Source organism: Pseudomonas wayambapalatensis (assembly GCF_049942315.1).
In the GTDB taxonomy this organism is placed as follows: Bacteria; Pseudomonadota; Gammaproteobacteria; order Pseudomonadales; family Pseudomonadaceae; genus Aquipseudomonas; species Aquipseudomonas wayambapalatensis.
Genome location: NZ_JBNFMU010000175.1, coordinates 30426 through 50716 on the forward strand (window position 1 = coordinate 30426; position 20291 = coordinate 50716).

At 64.6% G+C, this 20291-nt stretch carries 20 protein-coding genes; 7 read left to right on the top strand and 13 right to left on the bottom strand.

Annotated elements, in window-relative coordinates; genetic code table 11:
• Positions 1–98 precede the first annotated feature (98 nt).
• Entirely contained in the window at positions 99–245 is a 147-nt protein-coding gene (gene ykgO, locus ACPZMI_RS12070; RefSeq protein ID WP_054890826.1) for a type B 50S ribosomal protein L36, read from the bottom strand.
• A gap of 88 nt (positions 246–333) precedes the next feature.
• The gene (locus ACPZMI_RS12075; RefSeq protein ID WP_426352295.1) at positions 334–1086 is read right to left on the bottom strand and encodes a class I SAM-dependent methyltransferase; all 753 of its coding nucleotides are present in this window, start codon (positions 1084–1086) and stop codon (positions 334–336) included.
• Positions 1087–1356: 270 nt separating this feature from the next.
• Between ACPZMI_RS12075 and ACPZMI_RS12080 the strand changes: the two genes are divergently transcribed.
• A complete protein-coding gene (locus ACPZMI_RS12080) occupies positions 1357–2025 on the top strand; it encodes a class I SAM-dependent methyltransferase (RefSeq protein ID WP_426352296.1) in 669 nt (222 codons plus the stop codon).
• 25 nt (positions 2026–2050) lie between these two features.
• On the opposite strand, the gene ACPZMI_RS12085 is transcribed toward ACPZMI_RS12080, so the two are convergent.
• Entirely contained in the window at positions 2051–2956 is a 906-nt protein-coding gene (locus ACPZMI_RS12085) for a hypothetical protein (protein ID WP_426352297.1), read from the bottom strand.
• Positions 2957–3110: 154 nt separating this feature from the next.
• On the opposite strand from ACPZMI_RS12085, the gene ACPZMI_RS12090 reads away from it, so the two are divergent.
• The 4 genes from ACPZMI_RS12090 to ACPZMI_RS12105 all read left to right on the top strand — a co-directional run bounded on the left by ACPZMI_RS12090 (position 3111) and on the right by ACPZMI_RS12105 (position 5244).
• Positions 3111–3812, top strand: a complete 702-nt coding sequence (locus ACPZMI_RS12090) for an AzlC family ABC transporter permease (protein ID WP_186665119.1) — start codon at positions 3111–3113, stop codon at positions 3810–3812.
• The gene (locus ACPZMI_RS12095) at positions 3809–4123 is read left to right on the top strand and encodes an AzlD domain-containing protein (RefSeq protein ID WP_065862729.1); all 315 of its coding nucleotides are present in this window, start codon (positions 3809–3811) and stop codon (positions 4121–4123) included. The genes ACPZMI_RS12090 and ACPZMI_RS12095 overlap by 4 nt, the downstream gene beginning before the upstream one ends.
• A complete protein-coding gene (locus ACPZMI_RS12100; RefSeq protein WP_186665123.1) occupies positions 4120–4953 on the top strand; it encodes an AraC family transcriptional regulator in 834 nt (277 codons plus the stop codon). The genes ACPZMI_RS12095 and ACPZMI_RS12100 overlap by 4 nt, the downstream gene beginning before the upstream one ends.
• Before the next feature lie 63 nt (positions 4954–5016).
• Positions 5017–5244 (top strand): hypothetical protein, encoded by a 228-nt coding sequence (locus tag ACPZMI_RS12105; RefSeq protein WP_054890833.1) that lies wholly within the window; start codon positions 5017–5019, stop codon positions 5242–5244.
• Between the two features lie 51 nt (positions 5245–5295).
• On the opposite strand, the gene ACPZMI_RS12110 is transcribed toward ACPZMI_RS12105, so the two are convergent.
• The 5 genes from ACPZMI_RS12110 to ACPZMI_RS12130 all read right to left on the bottom strand — a co-directional run bounded on the left by ACPZMI_RS12110 (position 5296) and on the right by ACPZMI_RS12130 (position 10772).
• The gene (locus tag ACPZMI_RS12110) at positions 5296–5778 is read right to left on the bottom strand and encodes a copper chaperone PCu(A)C (protein WP_186665125.1); all 483 of its coding nucleotides are present in this window, start codon (positions 5776–5778) and stop codon (positions 5296–5298) included.
• Positions 5779–6387, bottom strand: a complete 609-nt coding sequence (locus ACPZMI_RS12115) for an SCO family protein (protein ID WP_054890835.1) — start codon at positions 6385–6387, stop codon at positions 5779–5781.
• 285 nt (positions 6388–6672) lie between these two features.
• The gene (gene nfuA, locus ACPZMI_RS12120) at positions 6673–7257 is read right to left on the bottom strand and encodes a Fe-S biogenesis protein NfuA (RefSeq protein ID WP_063545100.1); all 585 of its coding nucleotides are present in this window, start codon (positions 7255–7257) and stop codon (positions 6673–6675) included.
• Positions 7258–7315: 58 nt separating this feature from the next.
• A complete protein-coding gene (locus ACPZMI_RS12125; protein ID WP_426352298.1) occupies positions 7316–8350 on the bottom strand; it encodes an acyltransferase family protein in 1035 nt (344 codons plus the stop codon).
• 121 nt (positions 8351–8471) lie between these two features.
• Positions 8472–10772: a fatty acid cis/trans isomerase gene (locus tag ACPZMI_RS12130; protein WP_426352299.1), complete on the bottom strand. Its 2301-nt coding sequence runs from the start codon at positions 10770–10772 to the stop codon at positions 8472–8474.
• A 173-nt stretch (positions 10773–10945) separates the two neighbouring features.
• Here ACPZMI_RS12130 and metH point away from each other — a divergent pair, with 173 nt between their 5' ends.
• Positions 10946–14653, top strand: coding sequence for a methionine synthase (gene metH, locus ACPZMI_RS12135; RefSeq protein WP_426352300.1), 3708 nt, complete (start codon positions 10946–10948; stop codon positions 14651–14653).
• Positions 14654–14829: 176 nt separating this feature from the next.
• Here metH and ACPZMI_RS12140 read toward each other — a convergent pair whose 3' ends face one another.
• Genes ACPZMI_RS12140 through ACPZMI_RS12160 form a run of 5 tightly spaced genes read right to left on the bottom strand, consistent with a single transcriptional unit; the run spans position 14830 to position 19266 of the window.
• Positions 14830–15585 (bottom strand): ABC transporter permease, encoded by a 756-nt coding sequence (locus ACPZMI_RS12140; protein ID WP_153773819.1) that lies wholly within the window; start codon positions 15583–15585, stop codon positions 14830–14832.
• Positions 15585–16790, bottom strand: coding sequence for an ABC transporter substrate-binding protein (locus ACPZMI_RS12145; protein ID WP_186708514.1), 1206 nt, complete (start codon positions 16788–16790; stop codon positions 15585–15587). Before ACPZMI_RS12145 ends, ACPZMI_RS12140 begins: the two co-directional genes overlap by 1 nt.
• Positions 16777–17598, bottom strand: a complete 822-nt coding sequence (locus ACPZMI_RS12150) for an ABC transporter ATP-binding protein (RefSeq protein ID WP_186665141.1) — start codon at positions 17596–17598, stop codon at positions 16777–16779. Before ACPZMI_RS12150 ends, ACPZMI_RS12145 begins: the two co-directional genes overlap by 14 nt.
• Complete coding sequence (locus ACPZMI_RS12155; protein WP_426352301.1) at positions 17595–18659, bottom strand: acyl-CoA dehydrogenase family protein; 1065 nt, start codon at positions 18657–18659, stop codon at positions 17595–17597. Before ACPZMI_RS12155 ends, ACPZMI_RS12150 begins: the two co-directional genes overlap by 4 nt.
• Positions 18660–18705: 46 nt before the next feature.
• A complete protein-coding gene (locus ACPZMI_RS12160) occupies positions 18706–19266 on the bottom strand; it encodes a carboxymuconolactone decarboxylase family protein (protein ID WP_186665144.1) in 561 nt (186 codons plus the stop codon).
• 102 nt (positions 19267–19368) lie between these two features.
• On the opposite strand from ACPZMI_RS12160, the gene ACPZMI_RS12165 reads away from it, so the two are divergent.
• Positions 19369–20283, top strand: coding sequence for an AraC family transcriptional regulator (locus ACPZMI_RS12165; RefSeq protein WP_426352302.1), 915 nt, complete (start codon positions 19369–19371; stop codon positions 20281–20283).
• Positions 20284–20291 lie beyond the last annotated feature (8 nt).

The window sequence follows — 20291 nt, forward strand, 5'->3', positions numbered from 1 at the left end:
ATACTCGGATAACAGTCGAACGGGCGGCGAGTATACCGCCGCACATTCGCGGATGGGAGCAACCGTCTTGCTCACACCCTTGAAAACAGGCCTGCCGCTCAACCGCGCTTCTTCTTCACTCCACCTTGGCGCGCCTTGAAACGCGGGTTCGACTTGCAGATGACATACAGGCGGCCGCGGCGCTTGACCACCTGACAGTCGCGGTGGCGCAGTTTGGCGTGCTTGAGGGATGACAAGACTTGCATGGCGATGCTCCGATACGACGATTGATAATGTAATAACATTACATTAACGAGAATCATTAGCGATTGGCAAGCCCCCTCTCCCACTGCGTCAGCGCTTGTTCGCCCAGACCCCGAATGCCATGTCGCCGATATAGGTCCCTTGCGACTGCATGCGCTCGGCATCCAGCCGTGCCTGTAGCGTTTCGATCCCCACCTGGCGCGCCGTGGCGATGCCGTGCTCGAGGATTCGTGGCAGGCACGCCCGTATGATCGCTGCCAGCCCGTAGGGGCTGTCCGGGGTCTGCAACAGGCATTCGGCGCGCAGGCTCTGCACCTGCAATCCGGCTTCAGTGAGGATGCGATGCAGATTGAAGCCGATGTGCAGGTCTGCCCCTTCATGGGCGAGCATTCGCTGGAGCCACTGCTGGGCGCGGCGATGCAGCGGGAAAGGTTCCAGGCTCGCGGGCGTCAGGGTGCTGTCGTGCTCCTGGAACACCAGCACGCCGCCAGGCAGCAACAACCTGGACAACCTGCGCACGGCCAGAACGGCGTCTGGCTGATACATCAGCACCCGCCGTCCGACGATGGCGTCGAACAGCCCCAGGGATTCGGGCAATCGATGCAGGTCACACGCGACGAACTCGACCAGGGCATGGCCCGAAACAGGCGACCGCTGGCGTGCCAGCTCAAGCGCAGCCACGGACTGGTCGATCCCGACCACCGCCCCGTCACGCCCGACCAACTCGGCGAGCAGCACACTCACATCACCCGCTCCACAGCCGACATCCAGCACCCGCATGCCAGGGCCGATGCCCGCGTCTACCAGCAACCGGGTGGTGAAATCCGTCGTCGAAAGTGCCATGCGCTGCTCCTTGTCCGGGGAAGCCAGTGTGGCGGGGGCATGGGCCGATGCACAAGTGTCGGGGCAGCGTTGCACTAGGGTCTGTCTGAAATATGTCTGCGCGAAGGCCAGACAAGGCGAAACGGGGGGAGGAACGCCCGGGGTCGCGCACGACTGTACCGGAGTACATGAGCATTCCGAGCCCCGTTTCAACGCAGTATGGGCGAGTGCAGACATATTTCAGACAGAGCCTAGAATGCTGTGCATCGCCCACTGCACGCAGGCCAACCAATGCCCAATCCCACCACCCAGTTGCTGGACAGTTGGCAGCACAATGCCAAGGCCTGGATCGAGGCCGTGCGCAGCGGCAGCATCGCCTCGCGCCGCCAGGTCACCGACCAGGCGATCTTGCTGGCGATCCTCGGCTGCCAGCCGGAGCGCGTGCTCGACCTCGGTTGTGGCGAGGGCTGGCTGCTGCGCGCCTTGGAGGGCCGGGGAATCGAGGCCGTGGGAGTAGACGGCGACAGGACCTTGGTCGAGTCGGCCAGGGCGGCAGGCTCGACGCAGGTGCACCTGGCCAGCTACACGCAACTGATTAGCGCCGAGGTGGAGATCGGTCGGGATTATTCGGTGATCTGTGCCAACTTCGCCCTGCTGCACCAGGACATCATCCCGCTGCTCGCTGCCCTGGCGCCGCTGCTGGCACCAGACGGCGCACTGGTGATCCAGACCCTGCACCCCTGGAGTGCGGCTGCGGGCAACTATCAGGATGGCTGGCGGGTAGAGTCCTTTGCAGGTTTCGAGGGCAACTGGGAGCCCATGCCCTGGTATTTCCGCACGCTGTCCAGCTGGCTTGCCGCACTGGACATGGCAGGTTTCAACCTGTGCGCGCTGCAGGAGCCGCAACACCCCCAGAGCCCGGTGCCGCAGTCGCTGCTGCTGATCGCGCAACCCAAGTGAAACGCTGATCGGCCACTGAGACGGATCAGGGCTGTTCCGCGTCGAGGCTGGCCACATGCGCTTCCAGTTCCTGCGCGGGCGGCGACAGGTGCAGGACGCGATTGCGACCGCCTTCGGCGAGCAGGTAGCCGCCCTTGCCATCGGGCACGATCGACTGCGGCGCCTTGAGGAAGGACAACACGGTATGCCGCTTACCCTCGGCATCGATGCGCAGCAGGCGCGCGCGATGCGTGGAGTCTTCGCTGATCCACAACCCGCGCTGGTCGCAGAACAGGAAGGTGGGATTGCGCAGTCCCTCGGCCACTACCGGGTCTTCACCCCCTTCGTTCAGCGCACGGATCTTGCCGGCAGCCTTTTCGGTATAGAGCAATTGACCACCGCTGCAGCGTGTCAGCCCTTCGGTTTCAGTCAGTGCCGAGCGCAGCACTTGCACCTGGCCGCTCTGCCAGTCATAGCGCATCAGGCGGCCATCGCCCTTGCGGTCCTCGATGGCGTAGAGGTGGTCGCCGTCGTTCCACAGGCCTTGCACGCTTTCGCCGTTGAACAAGGCGGTGACCCGGCCATCGCGAGACAGGCTGACCGGGGCCAGCCCGCCCTCCTGGCTGAACACCCAGCCACCCTCGACCGCAACCATGCCGTCAGGCTTGGACAGGCCATCGACCACCACCACCCGCTCCCCTTGTGGGGTGATCTTGAGAATGCTGCCCAGCCCATCGTCCAGCTCGCGGCTGACCAGCAGACTGCCATCGGCCAGCGGCAGCAGTGAGGCGGCCTTGGCCACGTCACGGTGGAGCACCTGCACGTGCCAGCCCTCGGAGGCCTGCACCGGGTAGAACGTCTGCCAGGCAAAAAAGCCCAGGGCACAGGTGACGACCCCGGCTGTCGCGGCCAAAGTCAGCCTGACGCCACGCTTGCGCAACACTTGAATCATCGATCGCTCCTTACTGTCGCGGCGATCCTAGCAAGGGGATGTGAAAAAAATGTCGTGACAGAACGCATCGCACCGGTAAACGAGCAAGATCGTTCAAGCCAGGCAGCTTTTTCCTCTGGCATGCTGCCCATCCCTGCCTTTGTCCGTAGCCGCCATGTCCAGCAGTCCGCCGCTCGCCCGCCACGCCTTCACCCAAGGCACCGTCGCCATCCTGCCGTTATCGCTCGCCGTTGCGCCCTGGGGGCTGCTCGCAGGCTCCATGGCCATCGAAGCAAACCTCAGCGCCTGGCAAGGCCAAGGGCTGTCGGCGATCGTCTTCGCCGGGGCTGCGCAACTGGTGGCGATCGGCATGCTCAAGAGCGGCGCCGGGCTGCTGTCGATCCTGCTGACCACCCTGCTGCTGACGTCGCAGCACCTGCTTTACGGTTTGTCCATGCGCCCGGTGGTGTCGGGGCTGCCGACCCGCTGGCGATTGGGGTTGGGCTTTCTGCTCACCGATGAACTCTTCGCCCTGACCAGCCACCACGACCAGCAACAGTTCAACCGTTGGTATGCATTAGGCGTGGGCCTGACCTTCTATGTGGCCTGGAACCTGTTCACCCTGGCCGGCATCATCCTCGGCCAGAATATCCCGCACCTGGACCAGCTCGGCCTGGACTTCTCGATCGTCGCCACCTTCGTCGCGTTGATCACGCCGCTGGTACGCAGCGTGCCGACCCTGGTGTGCGTGGCGGTGTCGCTGTTCTGCTCGGTGCTGTTCAGCCATTGGCACTGGGAGACGGCGCTGGTCGCCGCCGGCCTGCTGGGCATGGCTGCGGGTTTTGTCTGTCAGAAATTCGCTGGGAGCCGCTCATGATCTGGCTGCTGATCGTCGCGATGGGCGTGGTGGTGTTCCTCAATCGCTATGTCTTTCTCGAGCCGCGCCTGCCCTTGCGCCTGGGCTCCAACGTGCGCCAGTTCCTCGGCTTCGCCGTGCCAGGGATGCTCACGGCAATCTGCGGGCCGATCATTTTCCTGCCCGAGCATCAGTTGAACCTCGACCCGCTCAATCCCTACCTGCTTGGCTCGCTGGTGGCCATCGCCCTGGTGCTGTTGACCCGCAGCGTATTGCTGAGCATGCTGGCGAGCATGCTGATTTTCTTTCTCCTGCGCAGCTGGCTGACATGAGCACGCCCCTGCGCGAACAAATCCACCTGTGGCAGGCGCCAGCCCTCGGCGATGTCGAGATGCTGCACGCCCGCTATGTACAGCAGCGCTTTGCGCCGCATGTGCACGAAGGCTATGTGTTCACCGTGATAGAGTCCGGCGCCCAGTGTTTCTGGCACCGCGGCAGTGATCACCTGGCGCCGGTCGGCAGCGTGGTGCTGATCAATCCCGACGAATTGCACACCGGTGCCAAGGCCCACGAGGCAGGTTGGCGCTACCGTGCGTTCTATCCGGAACACGAACGTGTCACCGGGGTGCTCGACGAGCTGGAGCTGGGCCGCCACGGCTTGCCGCACTTCAGGCAGAGCGTGGTGCAGGACCCGACCCTGGCGGCGGCCTTCAGCCGCGTGCACCGCCTGTCGGAGGCCGGAGCGAGCGCGCTGGAGCAGCAAACAGCCTGGCGCGATGCGGTCCTGGCGCTGGTACAACGTCATGGCCATTGCAGCGAACCTGCTGCCCCCGGTCACGAGCCGGTGGCCGTGGCACGGGCCCGCGAACTGCTGGAAAGCCAACTGGCCGATCCGCCTTCGCTGGAGGCTCTGGCCGCGGCGGTCAACCTGTCACCTTTCCACTTTGCCCGGGTGTTTCGCCAGGCCACCGGACTGCCGCCCCATGCCTGGCTCAAGCAGCGTCGGCTGGCCCGCGCCCGAGAGTTCCTGCGCCGTGGCCTGCCAGCTTCGGAAGTGGCCTTTGCGCTGGGCTTCGCCGACCAGAGCCACCTCAGTCGGCAGTTCAAGCAGGCCTTCGGCGTGACGCCAGGCGCCTACCGTCTCGCCTGCCTGCACCACTGACCCATCGCCCGGCAAGACCGCCAGCCGCTGCTACACTGAGAGGGCTGAACGGAGGATCCTGCCATGTCAGAACGAGAGCTCACCACCCTCATCACGCTGATGAACCAGCGCCAGGCCTGCCTGAGCAGCGCCTGCAAGGAAATCGCCGACTGGATCGACCGGCAGGGCGATGTGCCCTCGGCCGGCAAGATCCGCGCGAGCCTCAAGGCCCTGGAGGCCGACGAAGCCCAGGTTCGCAAGACCCTGACTTCGCTGACCATCGATCGGCCGCTGCCGCGATTCCGTAGCTGAGCGACAGCAGGCTGAAAGAACAAGGGCCGCTTTCGCGGCCCCTGTAGGTACTCAGTGCTTCATGTGCATGTGGTCGTGCCCGGCGTCCATCTCGGCGGTCAGCGGCTTGACCGGCGCCTGCACCTCAATTGTCTGCTTCTGGCCCTTGGCATCTTCGATGGTCAAGGTCAGCGGCACTTGCTGGCCTTCCTTCACCTGGTCGTTCAGGCCCATCAACATCACGTGAAAACCGTTGGGGTCGAGGGTGACCGGCTTGCCAGCCGGCAGCTCCACCGCCTTCACTTCACGCATGCCCATCACATCGCCATTCATGGTCATCTCGTGCACCTGCACGGTCTTGGCCACCGGCGAAGCCACGCCCACCAGCTTGCTGTCGGTGCTGGCGGTCAGGGTCATGAAGGCACCGGTGGACTGCTGGTGCGGTACGCTGGCGCGCACCCAGGCGTCGCTTACGGTGGTGTCGGCCAGCGCCGGCAGTGCCAGGCCCAGCAGGGCGAGAGCGGCCAGGCCGCGCTTGATCGGTTGCATCGACATTCAGCAGATCTCCATCAGGGTGCGCAGGTCTTCGGCGCATTCCTGAGCATTCAGGGAATGGCCCAGACTCAGGCGCAAGGTGCCACGCGTATCGTAGACGTAGCTGGTGGACGAGTGGGAAATGGTATAGGTGTCGCCGGCAGGGACCTTCTCGTAGAACACCTTGAACTCCCGGGCCACCTCGTCGATTTCTTCCGGGGTGCCGGTGAGGGCGACGAACGAGGGGTCGAAGGCCTTGACGTAGGCGTCCAGCACTTCAGGGGTGTCGCGCTCCGGGTCCAGGGTGATGAACACGACCTGGAACAAGTCGCGGTCACGGCCCTTGAGCAGTTTGCGTATCTGCGCGGCGCGTGCCAGCGTGGTCGGGCAGACCGCCGGGCACTGGGTGAAACCGAAGAAGATCATCGGCATCGAGCCGTAGAAGCTCGACAGGGTACGCTCGTTACCCTGAGGATCCTTGAGCTTGAACTTGCGCCCGAGGATCTCGTTGCTCATGTTCTTGCCGTACTTGAAGTCCAGGCCCCGGGCCGGGTTGCAACCCGCCAGCAGGCCAAGCCCCAGTACGCCCATCCCGGCGACAACTGCGCGCCGGGTCAGTAGATCAGTCATGGAACCATCCTTTACAGGGAAGGTGCCGGCCCTCGAGCAGGGCCGGTCGAAAAACCGGGGCATTCTGGCATGACACCCCCGCACCATCCAGACGACCTCTGGCAGATCGGGCTGCAGCCCTTGATTTACGGGCTGCGGCCTGTTGTCGCAGGGCTTGAAACAGTAACACTTTGTTGCTAGGCGAAGACATTTTTGGCGGGCAGCGAATGCAATCGCGGGGCAAACCCGCTTCTACAGGCACGACGCCGTACCTGTAGGAGCGAGCTTGCCCCGCGATAGGGCCTATCAGTAGTAGGCGTTCTCTTTTTGCGTGTGGTCAGTCACGTCACGCACACCCTTGAGCTCCGGGATGCGCTCGAGCAGCGTGCGCTCGATGCCATCCTTGAGGGTGACGTCCGCCTGGCCACAGCCCTGGCAGCCACCGCCGAACTGCAGCACGGCGATGCCGTCGTCGACCACATCGACCAGGCTCACCTGACCGCCGTGGCTGGCAAGACCGGGGTTGATCTCGGTCTGCAGGTAGTAGTTGATGCGCTCGTTGATCGGGCTGTCTTCGTTGACCATCGGCACCTTGGCGTTCGGCGCCTTGATGGTCAGCTGGCCGCCCATGCGATCGGTGGCGTAGTCGACCAGTGCGTCTTCGAGAAACGGCTCGCTGACGGCGTCGATGTAGGCGGTAAAGCTCTTCAGACCCACGGCGGTGTCGTCAGGCTTTTCTTCGCCCGGCTTGCAGTAGGCGATACAGGTTTCGGCGTACTGGGTGCCCGGCTGGGTGATGAAAACGCGGATGCCGATCCCGGGCGTGTTCTGCTTCGAGAGCAGATCGGCCAGATAATCATGGGCGGCGTCGGTAATGGTTATAGCGCTCATGGAAGTTCCTCACAGACTTGCCGCCCAGTGTACGCCATGCCAAGCCTCGAACAAAGTCCTAGTAATTGACTCGGGATAGTGCCGGTTGCGCCTGGCGCATACCCCGCGCCCCGAACCAGGCCTTGAGACGGCGGTACAGGCCGCGCTCCAGCCACTGGTAGCTGAACCACGACATTAGTCCGATTGACGGTACGCAGAAGGCGAACACCAGATACGGATTGAGCCGCAGCCGCTGGCTGATGAACCAGCCTCCCCACAGCACCAGCACATGGGTGAGATACACCGAGTACGAACAGTCGCCCAACGCCTTGAGCACCTGATTGCCACGAAAGTACGGCTCCAGTGCGACAAAGGCCAGCACCACCATCGCACTGGGCAAGCCCCAATGCAGCAGGCGCTGCGAAGCATCGAGCTGGTACAGCGCATACCCCGCCGCCGCCAGCACCGCCAGCGGCAGCCACAGCCCCTCGCGGATCAGCCCGCGCCGATACAGCACACCCAGGCCGATGCCCAGCAGGAACTCGTAGATGATGTCGTTGTTGTAGAAGCGGCTGAGCACCCCCAGGCGCCCCAGCACCTCACTGACCAGCAGCAGCGCCGCAGTGACCAGCACCAGGTGATGACGCTGGCGCACCAGGAACGCCAGGCCGAACAACAGGTAGAAGAACATCTCGAAGTTCAGCGTCCAGCCCACATTGAGCGTGGGATAAAGCCCGTAGCCACCCGGGTTTTCCGCGGGCACGAACAACAGCGACAGCACCAGGTGCTGCCACTCGAACACCTGGTGCGGCATCCAGCGGCTGGCCACTATTAACAGCAGGGCCATGAGCAAGGTGTAGAACCAGTACGCCGGGACGATGCGCAAGGCGCGGTTGAGCAGGAATTCGCGCGGGGCGATGACTTTGTCGCGGGTCGAGAGGTAGATCACCAGGCCGCTGATGACGAAGAAGATATCGACCCCCACCGCTCCGCGCTCGGCGAGCAGGCGGCCGACGGGGCCTTTGGCATTGAAATCGAAGAAGATCTGCATGAAGTGGTGGCAAACCACCACCCAGGCGGCGAACGCCCGGAGAGCCTGAAGCGAATACAACATGGGTTGTCCTGCGGTTCTTGGTGCATTCAGGCCCGCGATGGGCTGCAACGCATCCCCGGGGCCACCCACAGGTCCGACCGCAGAATGCCGGGAAAGGTCGCACGCCTTTCCCGGCAATCGATCAGAGGTTCTCGTAGCGGTTCATGTCCAGCACGCCGGCCTCCACCGGTTCGGTTTCCTTGATGTAGGTGTTCAGGTCATGGAAGTACTGCCAGAACTGCGGATGGCTGCGGCGCACGCCCCAACGCTCGACGATACGCTCGAACTTGCCCTGGTCGTCACGCGCCGCTTCCATGTCTTCGACGAACTCCGGCACGTCGCTGGCCGGAATGTTGAAGATGAAGTTCGGATAACTGCTCAGCACCCCCGGATACAGGGTCAAGGTGTCCAGCCCCGGCTGGTAGCGGTAGGCCTCGCCCAGCAGGAAGGCAACGTTGCTGTGGGCGCGGTTGCGCAGCAGGCTGTAGACCTGACGCTGACCGCCCTGCCCTTCGATGCGCAGCATGGTTGCCTCGGGCAGTTGGCCGATCACCTTCAGCCCTGCGGCCGGACGCGACACCAGGCGACTCAGGCTCTGCTCCACATCTCGGAACTCCTCGCTCATTTGCGGGCGCGAGCAATAGGCGCCGGTGCAGCGGTTGATCGGATCGGGCGCCGCGTTCAGGCTGCCAGTGCGTTGCAGCAACTTGAGGCCGAAGTCGCGTGTGGCATTGTGCTTGTTCAGATGCAGGGCGCTTGGGGTATCGGTATCGATGTCGGTGTAGTCGAGCCACATCTTCACCTTGCCGCTGTTCTGGTACCAGTCGCTGAGGATCGCGCCGCGCTTGTCGGCCGGCATCAGGCGCAGGAAGTTGACCTCGGCACCGTTGCGGATCAGGTCGAAGTACAGGCGCGTCTGCAACTGGTGCGAGACGTTGCCGTACACGTCGAAATTGACCGCCAGCTGGTAGTAGGTGCGCTCCAGCAACGGATAGTCGAACAGCCAGATGGTCAGCGGCACGTCGCCGATCAGGCCCTTGCTCACCGAGGCGCTGTCGAAGTGGCGGAAGATGCTGAGCAAGGCGTTATCGTTGCCTGCCCACAGCGTCGACCAGCTCGGCGGCGGCATTTCGGCGTAGGCTTCGCGGCGCAGCGTCTCGTAGTCGTTGCGCTTGTCGCGGTAGGCACGCCACAGGCTCAGCACGCTGCCGACATCGTCGATCTGCCCCGGCATGGCCAGCAACGGCGTGGCCTGGCCACGGTAGGCGGCATCGGTGACGTAGCGGTCGTGGGCCGGCTCCTGGAACAGCGCCCAGAAGTTGTCGCGGATCACGTCGGTGGCGATCTGGCCACGGCACACCGGGCCACGGATGAAGGTGCGCACGAAGTACTCGGCGTTGTCGAGCATGAACTGGTAGCGCGCCACCGCCGGGATCGCCTCGAAGGTCTCGAACGGGTTGGCGCGGCGCTGCGGGCCATAGCCCGGCAGCGAGGTGGCGCGCCAGTCGCCGCTGTAGAACAGCTGCTTGACCCGCTTGAGCTTCTGCGGCCCCATCGGGTAGGTGATGTGCGTCTTGTGCACGATCACGCCCTGCACCGGGATCAACCGGTAGTAGAAGTCATTGCCCGGCGGGTCGTTGGGGCGGCGCGTGGCGATCACGTCGACCGGCTGGCCACTCGGCGTGCGCGAGCGCACCCACTGGAAGAAGTGGCCCTGCTCACCGCCGACGAAATAGATATGCGCCAGGAACAAGTGCTCGTACAGCCAGCGCCCCACCAGCGCCTCGGTGGAGCCGGGGCGGTTGAGCAGCGCCTCCCAGTCGGCGATCTGCTTCGCTTCGCTGGGACTCGGCTGGATCGGTTGGTACTCGACCGGTGCACCGGCCGCCAGCCAGCGCTGCAGGGTCGAGTACTCCTGGTCGGTCAGCCCGGTGACCGCCAGCGGCATGCCCTCTTTCGGGTGCGCACCGGCATAGGCGTCGAACTCGTGGGGCAACGGGCACATGTTGTTGCGGTTCAGGCCCAGGACGATCTCTTCGGGCAGCTTGGCGTTGGGCGTGAGCGGCGTCTTGTGGCCCAGTTCGAGCATGCGCGCCATCAGCGCGGCCTGGCTGCCCTGGTTGTCGAGTACCGAATAGAAGCCTTTCCTGCGCCAGCCCTCTTCACTCTGAGCGTCATAGAACAGCCGCGTGGTGGCGACTGCCTGGCTGCGCTCGCCCTGGTACACCGGCACCTTGGAGGCGCCGCGCTCGGCCCCCTCGGCGCTGCCCAGGTTGAGCTGGCAAGCGGCGTCGTTGCAGGCGTGGCAGGCCACGCACTTCTGGGTGAAGATCGGTTGGATGTCACGGGTATAGGAGATGGCCGAGCTCGATTGAGGGGCCTGCGCCAACACTGCGCCGCTGACGAGCAGGGCGAAGATGGCGGCTATAAAACGATGCACCATGTGCCGTATGTCCTGGTTCTTGATAGCTGTCACGATTTGCCTTTCTGTCCCTGGGCCTGAGTCTTGGCATCGCCAACATGAATCAAATTCATGCTATCGGGCGATACGTCTAAAATCCGTGCAGCTTTGTTATTATTCCGCACTTCCGATATTTGTCCGACCAGGTAGTTCTCATGTCCGACCGCAGCGCTCGTCTCCAAGCACTCCAGCATGCCCTCAAGGAGCGCATCCTGATCCTCGACGGCGGCATGGGTACTATGATCCAGAGCTACCGCCTGGAGGAAGGCGACTATCGTGGCACGCGCTTCGCCGATTGGCCAAGCGATGTGAAAGGCAATAACGACCTGCTGCTGCTCACCCGGCCCGATGTCATCGCCGCCATCGAGAAGGCTTATCTGGACGCTGGCGCCGATATTCTCGAGACCAACACCTTCAACGCCACGCAGATTTCCCAGGCCGACTACGGCATGGAAGCGCTGGTGTACGAGCTCAATGTCGAGGGCGCGCGCATCGCCCGCCAGGTGGCCGACGCCAAGACACTGGAAACGCCGGACCGTCCACGCTTCGTCGCCGGCGTGCTCGGCCCGACCAGCCGCACCTGCTCGATCTCCCCGGACGTCAACGACCCTGGCTACCGCAACGTCACCTTCGACGAGCTGGTGGAAAACTACATCGAGGCCACTCGCGGCCTGATCGAAGGCGGCGCCGACCTGATCCTGATCGAGACCATCTTCGACACCCTGAACGCCAAGGCGGCGATCTTCGCCGTGCAGCAGGTGTTCGAGGATGACGGCATCGAACTGCCGATCATGATCTCCGGCACCATCACCGATGCCTCCGGCCGCACATTGTCGGGCCAGACCACCGAAGCCTTCTGGAACTCGGTGCGTCACGCCAACCCGATCTCGGTCGGCCTGAACTGCGCCCTGGGCGCCAAGGACCTGCGTCCGTACCTGGAAGAACTGTCGACCAAGGCCGGCACCCATGTGTCCGCGCACCCCAACGCCGGCCTGCCCAACGCCTTCGGCGAATACGACGAAACCCCGGCGGAAATGGCCGCCGTGGTCGAGGAATTCGCCGCCAGCGGTTTCCTCAACATCATCGGCGGCTGCTGCGGCACCACCCCGCCGCACATCCAGGCCATCGCCGAGGCCGTGGCCAAGTACAAGCCACGGGCCATTCCGGATATCCCCAAGGCTTGCCGCCTGTCGGGCCTGGAGCCATTCACCATTGATCGCCAGTCGCTGTTCGTCAACGTCGGCGAGCGCACCAACATCACAGGTTCCGCCAAGTTCGCCCGGCTGATCCGCGAGGAGAACTACACCGAAGCCCTGGAAGTCGCCCTGCAGCAGGTCGAGGCTGGCGCCCAGGTGATCGACATCAACATGGACGAAGGGATGCTCGACTCCCAGGCCGCCATGGTCCGCTTCCTCAACCTGATCGCCGGCGAGCCGGACATCTCCCGCGTGCCGATCATGATCGACTCCTCGAAGTGGGAGGTGATCGAAGCGGGCCTCAAGTGCATCCAGGGCAAGGGCATCGTCAACTCGATCTCCATGAAGGAAGGCGTCGAGCAGTTCAAGCATCACGCCCGCCTGTGCAAACGCTACGGCGCCGCCGTGGTGGTGATGGCGTTCGACGAGGTCGGCCAGGCCGACACTGCCGCGCGCAAACGCGAGATCTGCCAGCGCAGCTACGACATCCTGGTCAACGAAGTAGGCTTCCCGCCCGAAGACATCATCTTCGACCCGAACATCTTCGCCGTTGCCACCGGCATCGAGGAACACAACAACTACGCCGTCGACTTCATCGAAGCGTGCGCCTACATCCGTGACCACCTGCCCTACGCGCTGTCCAGCGGCGGCGTGTCCAACGTGTCGTTCTCGTTCCGCGGCAACAACCCGGTGCGCGAGGCGATCCACTCGGTGTTCCTCTACCACGCCATCCAGAACGGCCTGACCATGGGTATCGTCAACGCCGGCCAGCTGGAGATCTACGACGAGATCCCGCCGGCACTGCGCGAGAAGGTCGAGGACGTGGTACTCAACCGCACCCCCGAAGGCACCGACGCCCTGCTGGCCATCGCCGACGACTACAAGGGCGGCGGCGCAGCGAAGGAAGTGGAAAACGAAGAGTGGCGCTCGATGCCCGTCGACAAGCGCCTGGAACACGCGCTGGTCAAGGGCATCACCGCCTACATCGTCGAAGACACCGAGGAGTGCCGCCAGCAGTCGGCGCGCCCCATCGAAGTCATCGAAGGGCCGCTGATGAGCGGCATGAACGTGGTCGGCGACCTGTTCGGCGCGGGCAAGATGTTCCTGCCCCAGGTGGTCAAGTCCGCACGGGTGATGAAGCAGGCGGTGGCCCACCTGATCCCGTTCATCGAGGCCGAAAAAGGCGACAAGCCCGAAGCCAAGGGCAAGATCCTCATGGCCACGGTCAAGGGCGACGTGCACGACATCGGCAAGAACATCGTCGGCGTCGTGCTGGGCTGCAACGGCTACGACATCGTCGACATGGGCGTGATGGTCCCGGCCGAGAAGATCCTGCAGACCGCCCGCGAGCAGAAGTGCGACATCATCGGCCTGTCCGGGCTGATCACCCCGTCGCTGGACGAGATGGTCCACGTCGCCCGCGAGATGCAGCGCCAGGACTTCCACCTGCCGCTGATGATCGGTGGCGCGACCACCTCCAAGGCGCACACGGCGGTGAAGATCGAACCCAAGTACGCCAACGACGCGGTGGTCTACGTCACCGACGCCTCGCGCGCCGTGGGCGTGGCCACGCAATTGCTGTCCAAGGAGCTCAAGCCTGGCTTCGTCGAGAAGACCCGCCAGGAGTACGTGGAAGTGCGCGAGCGCACCGCCAACCGCAGTGCCCGCACCGAGCGCCTGACCTACGAACAGGCGATCGCGGCCAAGCCACAGTACGACTGGGCCAGCTACCAGGCAGTGGTGCCCTCCTTCACCGGCGTCAGGGTGCTGGAAGACATCGATCTGCGTGAACTGGCCAAGTACATCGACTGGACGCCGTTCTTCATCTCCTGGGACCTGGCGGGCAAGTTCCCGCGCATCCTCACCGACGAGGTGGTCGGCGAAGCTGCTACCGCGCTGTACCAGGATGCCTGCGACATGCTCGAGAAGCTGATCGGTGAAAAACTCATCAGCGCCCGCGCGGTGTTCGGTTTCTGGCCGGCCAACCAGGTCGCGCATGACGACATCGAAGTCTATGGCGACGACGGCAAGCCTCTGGCCACCCTGCACCACCTGCGCCAGCAGACCATCAAGCCCGACGGCAAGCCGAACTGGTCGCTGGCCGACTTCGTCGCACCCAAGGACAGCGGCATCAGCGACTATGTGGGCGGCTTCATCACCACCGCTGGCATCGGTGCCGAGGAAGTGGCCAAGGCCTACCAGGACAAAGGCGACGACTACAGCTCGATCATGGTCAAGGCGCTGGCCGACCGCCTGGCCGAGGCCTGCGCCGAATGGCTGCACGAGCGGGTGCGCAAGGACTACTGGGGTTATGCCAAGGACGAGCAACTGGACAACGATGCGCTGATCAAGGAGCAGTACAGCGGCATCCGCCCTGCCCCGGGCTATCCGGCGTGCCCGGATCACACCGAGAAAGAGACCCTGTTCCGTCTGCTCGATGGCACGGCCATCGGCGAAACCGGCCCCAGCGGCGTGTTCCTCACCGAACACTTCGCGATGTTCCCGGCGGCGGCGGTCAGCGGCTGGTACTTTGCCCATCCGCAGGCGCAGTACTTTGCCGTCGGCAAGGTGGAGAAGGACCAGATCGACAGCTACAGCGCCCGCAAAGGCCAGGATGTCAGCGTGAGCGAGCGCTGGCTGGCACCGAATCTGGGCTACGAAGGCTAAGCTGCGCCCACACCCTTTTGTGTGGGCGCACATGCCTTGTCCAGCGTCTACACGCCTGCGCAGTCCTTGCATGACTAGCACCGTGGCCGGCGGCGCCGTGGTTTTATGCGGCTAACATCGTTGTCGGCTGCATGGTTGCCGCGCCGAAGCTGCAGGCGCCCGCACGCCCGAACACCTCAGGCATGCACCCAGCGCCGATGCAGCCCGCGCGCCAGTGCATCGAGCATGAAGCCCAGCACACCGATCAGCAGCACCATGGCCATCAGCTCCGAATAGGCCAGGCGGTCACGGGTGTCGAGGATGAAGTACCCCAGGCCCGCGCTGACCCCGAGCATCTCGCACGGCACCAGCACGATCCACAGGATGCCGATCGCCAGGCGCACGCCGGTCAGCACATGGCCGATCACCCCGGGGATGATCACCTTGCACAGGGTTTCCCAGCGCGTGGCACTCAAGCTGCGCGACAACTGCAACCAGCGCGGGTCGAGCTGACGCACACCCGCGGCGGTGTTGAGCAGGATCGGCCACAGCGCGGCGAACGCCAGGAGGAAGTAGATCGGCTGATCGCCCACCCCCATCAGCATCACCACCACCGGCATCCACGACAGCGGCGAGATCATCCGCAGGAACTGGAACGCCGGCGTGGTCGCCGCCTCCAGGTGCCGGTAGCTGCCCACCAGCAAACCCAGCGGCACACCGATCAGCAGCGCCAGCAGCAGGCCGATGAGGATACGCTTGAGACTCACCCAGATGTGCCCATAGACCTCGCCATGGCCGAGCAGCTCGACCAGGCTCTCCAGCGTCGCCTGGGGCGAGAAGCGCGCAGACAGGCCATCGGCCTCGCCGAACACCCGCACTCCCGCCCACCACAACAGCAACAGCACCGCCAGCCCGGCAAGGCCCAGGGCGCCATGTACGACATGCTTGCGCATCAGACCGCGAACTCCTCGCTACGCTCGAAGTTGTCGGCGATGCCGAACACCGACGGGCCTCCCACGGCGGCGATGGCGTTGCGCACGAAGCGGTCGTCCACCAGGTCGCGCGCGGTCTGCGCCGGGTCCAGTCCGGCGAGGAAGCCACTCTCGCCCTCGATCAGGGTGTTCTTCAGGCGCTTGACCAACTCCTCGGTGTAGCTGGGGAACGGGTACGGCTGGAAGTCGATGCGCTTTTCGTCCCACTGCTGATGCTGGATCGCACCGCTGGCGATGTAGCCGGCGCGGTCTTCGACCGAAGGCGCCAGGACCTTGGTCAGCACCGCCGGCTCGTGCGGGGTGTATTTGTTGGGGCCGGCCTTGGACAGCAAGGCGGCGGCCTCGGCGCGGTGATCACGGGTCCACTGCTGCGCCTTGACGATGGCATTGACCACCTTCTGCGACCACTCCGGGCGGTTGTTCAGGTCGTGCTCGTGCATGAACACCACACAGCATGCATGGTTGCGCCAGACATCGCCGGTGAAGCGCTGCACGCGCCCGACCTTGAGGTTCTCGGCCAGGGCATTGAAGGGTTCGGCGACGATGTATCCGGCGATGCGCTTGCTGGCCAGTGCTGGCGGCATGTCCGAAGGCGGCAGCACCAGCAGGTTGACCTCGTTGGCCGCCAGTTGCGCGGTGGCAGGCTTGGACACAGGCTTCAGGCCGTTGTCACTGAGCATCTGCTGCAGCACCACGTTATGGATCGAGTACCAGAACGGAATGGCGACGGTCTTGCCACCGAGCTGCTTCATGTCGGTGATGTCCGGTGCCACGGTCAGGCCCGAGCCGCCGACGTGGTTCCAGGCCACGACCTTGGCCGGCACCTTGCTGCCGTAGCGGGCCCAGACCGTCATCGGTGACAGCAGGTGGATCACGTTGACCTGCCCGGAGATGAACGCTTCGATCACCTGCGCCCAGCTGCGCAGCAGCACCGGACGCTCGGCCTTGATGCCTTCGGCCTCGAACAGGCCATTGTTGTGCGCCACCAGCAGCGGCGTGGCGTCGGTGATCGGCAGGTAGCCGATGCGTACCGGCGCGTCCGGCTCGGCGGCGGCGCGCGCCTGCAGGCTCGACAGCATCGGCAAGGCGCCGGCGGCGGTGAGCATGGCGCTGAGCTTGATGAAATCGCGACGCGAGGTGGAAGAGCAGCAATCATCCATGCACATGGGCAGGCTCCGACGACAGGGGGGAAGAAGACGTTGAGGTGGGGCGGCTCGCCTGCCGTAGGGTTTTCAGGATCTCGATGCGCAGCGCGCCCAGCTCTTCGACCCGCTGCGCGCGCGGCTGCGGCAGGTCGATATGCCATTGGCCGAGGGTGCGCGCCGGGTGGTTGCCCAGTAGCAGCACGCGATCGGACAACAGCAGGGCTTCGTCGATATCGTGGGTGATCAGCACCGCCGCGGTGTTGTGGGTGGCGATCAGTTGCAGCAGCAGTTGCTGCATGTCGGCGCGGGTCACTTCATCGAGTGCGCCGAAGGGCTCGTCCAGCAGCAGCACTTCCGGCTGGCGCGCCAGGCAGCGGGCCAGCGCCGTGCGCTGCGCCATGCCGCCCGACAGCTGCGCCGGGTACTGGCTGCGCGCATGGTTCAGGCCCACCGCCTCGATGGCGTGGTCGATCCGAGCACGACGCTCGGCCGCCGCCAGCGCAGGCTGACGGGCGAAGTCGAGGCCGAAGGCAACGTTCTTTTCAAGGCTCAGCCAGGGCAACAGGCTCGGATCCTGGAAAGCAACGGCCAGACGCGGATGCGGCCCCTGCAGGGGCACGCCATGCAGGGACACCGCACCACCACCAGGCTGCTGTAGGCCAGCCAGCACGCGGAGCAGGCTGGATTTGCCGACACCGCTGGGGCCGAGAATGGTCACCACTTCGCCCGGCGACAGCTTGAGGTCGAACTGCTCCAGCACCGCCTGCCAGCCGCCCTCGCGAGGGTAGCCCAGGCTGATGGCGCGGGCTTCGAGTAACACGTCGGTCATACGTTCGCCGCCTGGCGTTGCAGTTCGGCGCGCAGTTGCACCAGGCTCGGCGTAACGATCGGCACGAATGCCGACTCGCGCCAACGCCGGGCGAAGCCTTCGCCATAGGCGGTGAGATAGGCCTTGCCGCCACTGGCCTGAAGCTCCATCTGCACCGCATCGGCGGCGCTTTCGGCCAGGGTGATGCGCAGCTTGAACAGTGCCGCTGGCTGCTTGAGGAAACGCCCGTCGAGCAGGCCCTGCTTGAGCTCGCCGACGGTATTCTCCAGGCGCTCGCGCAGCACCTGCTCGGCTTCGGCGAGGAACGAGCCGCGCCCCTGCAGGTGCTCGCGCACTTCGTCCAGGGCGCGACGGGTCAGGCCGATGGACATGCCGCACTGCAGCGCCAGGAATGCCGGACGCACCCGAGGCAGGAACTCGCGGGCGTTCTCGTGCAACAGCCAACTGCGGTCCAGCGCGACCTGGTGGAAGGCCAGCGCGGCGGTGCTGCTCGACTGCAGGCCCATCAGTTGCAGGTCGTCGGAACGCTCGAGGCCTTGGCTGTCGGACGGAATCGCCAGCACGAAGGGCGCCTGGCCCTCTTCGGCCTCGATTGCCGCCGCCACCACGAAGCCACTCTTGCGCAGGTTGGTCACCCAGTGCAGGCGGCCTTCGAGGGCCCAGCCTTCGCCCTCGGCACGCGCCTGCACTTGCAAGGCTTCGATACCTGAGAGGAATTTCATGGCGTTGGACAAGCCGGTGGCGCCGGCCAGTTCGCCGGTCAGCAGTTCAGGCAGCAACTTCTCGCGCAAGGCCTGGTTGGGGCTGTGCAGCAGGTATTCGATGAAGGCCCGCTGCCCCCAGCAGACGAAGGCCGAGGCCAGCGAGCGACTGGCGATGGCAGCGATGGCCTCCACCGCGTTGGTAACGTCACCGCCCGAGCCGCCAAGTGCCGGATCGACGCCAACCCGCAGCAACTGCGACTCGGCGATGTGGGCCAGCACCAGGTGCGGGTCGCACTGGCCCTGGTCGATTGCCTCGGCATTGGCATCCAGCCATTGTCGAAATGCAGAATCAAGCATGTCCCTACTCCTTTTAAAACGCCGGCGTGCCGGCACCGGGCGTGGATTACGCCGAAGGCTGCCAGCGGTACTTGCTCAGCTCGTCGTTGAGCGGCGTCTGGGCGAACACATTAGCAAAGTTGCACAGGGTTGCGAGGCTCACGCCCAGAATCACTTCCAGGGCATTGCCTTCGGTAAAGCCGGCATCGCGGAAGGCCTGGTAGGTGGCATCGCTGACATTGCCGCGGGTGGCGATGACTTCACGGGCGAACTCGGCCAGGGTTTCGTAGCGTGCATCAGGTAGCTCGCCACGCGCACGCAGGGCATCGACCACCTCTTGCGGCAGCTTGGCCTTGTTCAGGGCCACTGCCGTGTGGCCGGCAACGCAGAAATCGCAACCGTGCTTGGTGGCGGCGATCAGTTGCACCACTTCGCGCTCGGCCAGGGTCAGCTCGGACTTGCCGTTGAGGGCCGAAACCGTGACATAGGTTTCCAGGGCCGCCGGGGCGTTGGCCAGAATACCCAGCAGGTTGGGGATGAAGCCGGAGTTCTTCTGGGCGTTTTCGAGGAAGGGACGTGCAGCTTCCGGGGCGCTCTGCAGAGTGTGTAGAGTAATGCGCGAGGACATGGAGTAGTCTCCTTTGATGTGTGTCCGTACAGTCTGTTGGTTATAAGAAGTAGCATCCATATTCATCAGTCGCCTTTCCTTGCTCCTGAGTCTTTGCATTAGATGATTTCGTCCAGCCATCTTGTCGATTGGTTATTAGAGGGCCTGGAGCTCGACGCCAGCCTCTTTCATGTCGGCCGCTACTGCGGCGGCTGGCACGCCAGCACCCAGGGCATGGGCCGGGCCAGCTTCCACCTGGTGGTTCAGGGGCACTGCTGGCTGCACATCGACGGGCAACCGGAGCCGATCCGCCTGGACAGCGGTGATGCGGTGTTTTTGCTGCGCGACCTGGCCTACAGGCTCTCCAGCGACGCCGACCCCGTCGATGCCTGCGCCCAGCCGCGGCGTACCATGCAGGCGCTGGACCTCGACGCAGGGGATGGCGTGGGCCTGGTGTGCGGCTTCTTCCAGTTCCAGTCGGGGCTGTCGTCGCTGATCGTCGAAGGGCTGGCCGACTGGATCCTGCTGCGGGCCGACGATCCGGCCGGCAGCGCCGCGCGAGCGCTCTTCGAGCTGATCCTGGAAGAATGTCGCCGCCAGCCGACACCCTCGCAGACCTTGCTCGAACGCCTGACCCACCTGCTGTTCCTCTACGTGCTGCGTCAGCAAGTCAATGGCGGCCAGTCGCTCGGCGGGCTGATCGCCCTTGCCCGCCAGCCGGCCTTTGCCGGCCTGCTCGAACGCCTGATCGAAGACCCGGGCCAGGCCTGGTCGCTGGAGAGCATGGCGGCCTGCACCGGGCTGTCGCGCTCGGCGTTCTTCAAGCGTTTCAACGAACTGGCCGGGCAATCGCCGGGCCAGGTGCTGCTGGCCCTGCGCATGCGGCATGCCTGCCAGTTGCTGCGCGCAGGCAATACCGTGGAACAGGTCGGCGTCCAGGCGGGCTACCAATCGGTGGCGGCCTTCACCCGGGCATTCGCCAAGGCAATCGGCATGCAACCGGGTGCCTACCGCAAGCAACACGAACCCAGGCGCTGATTCCGACG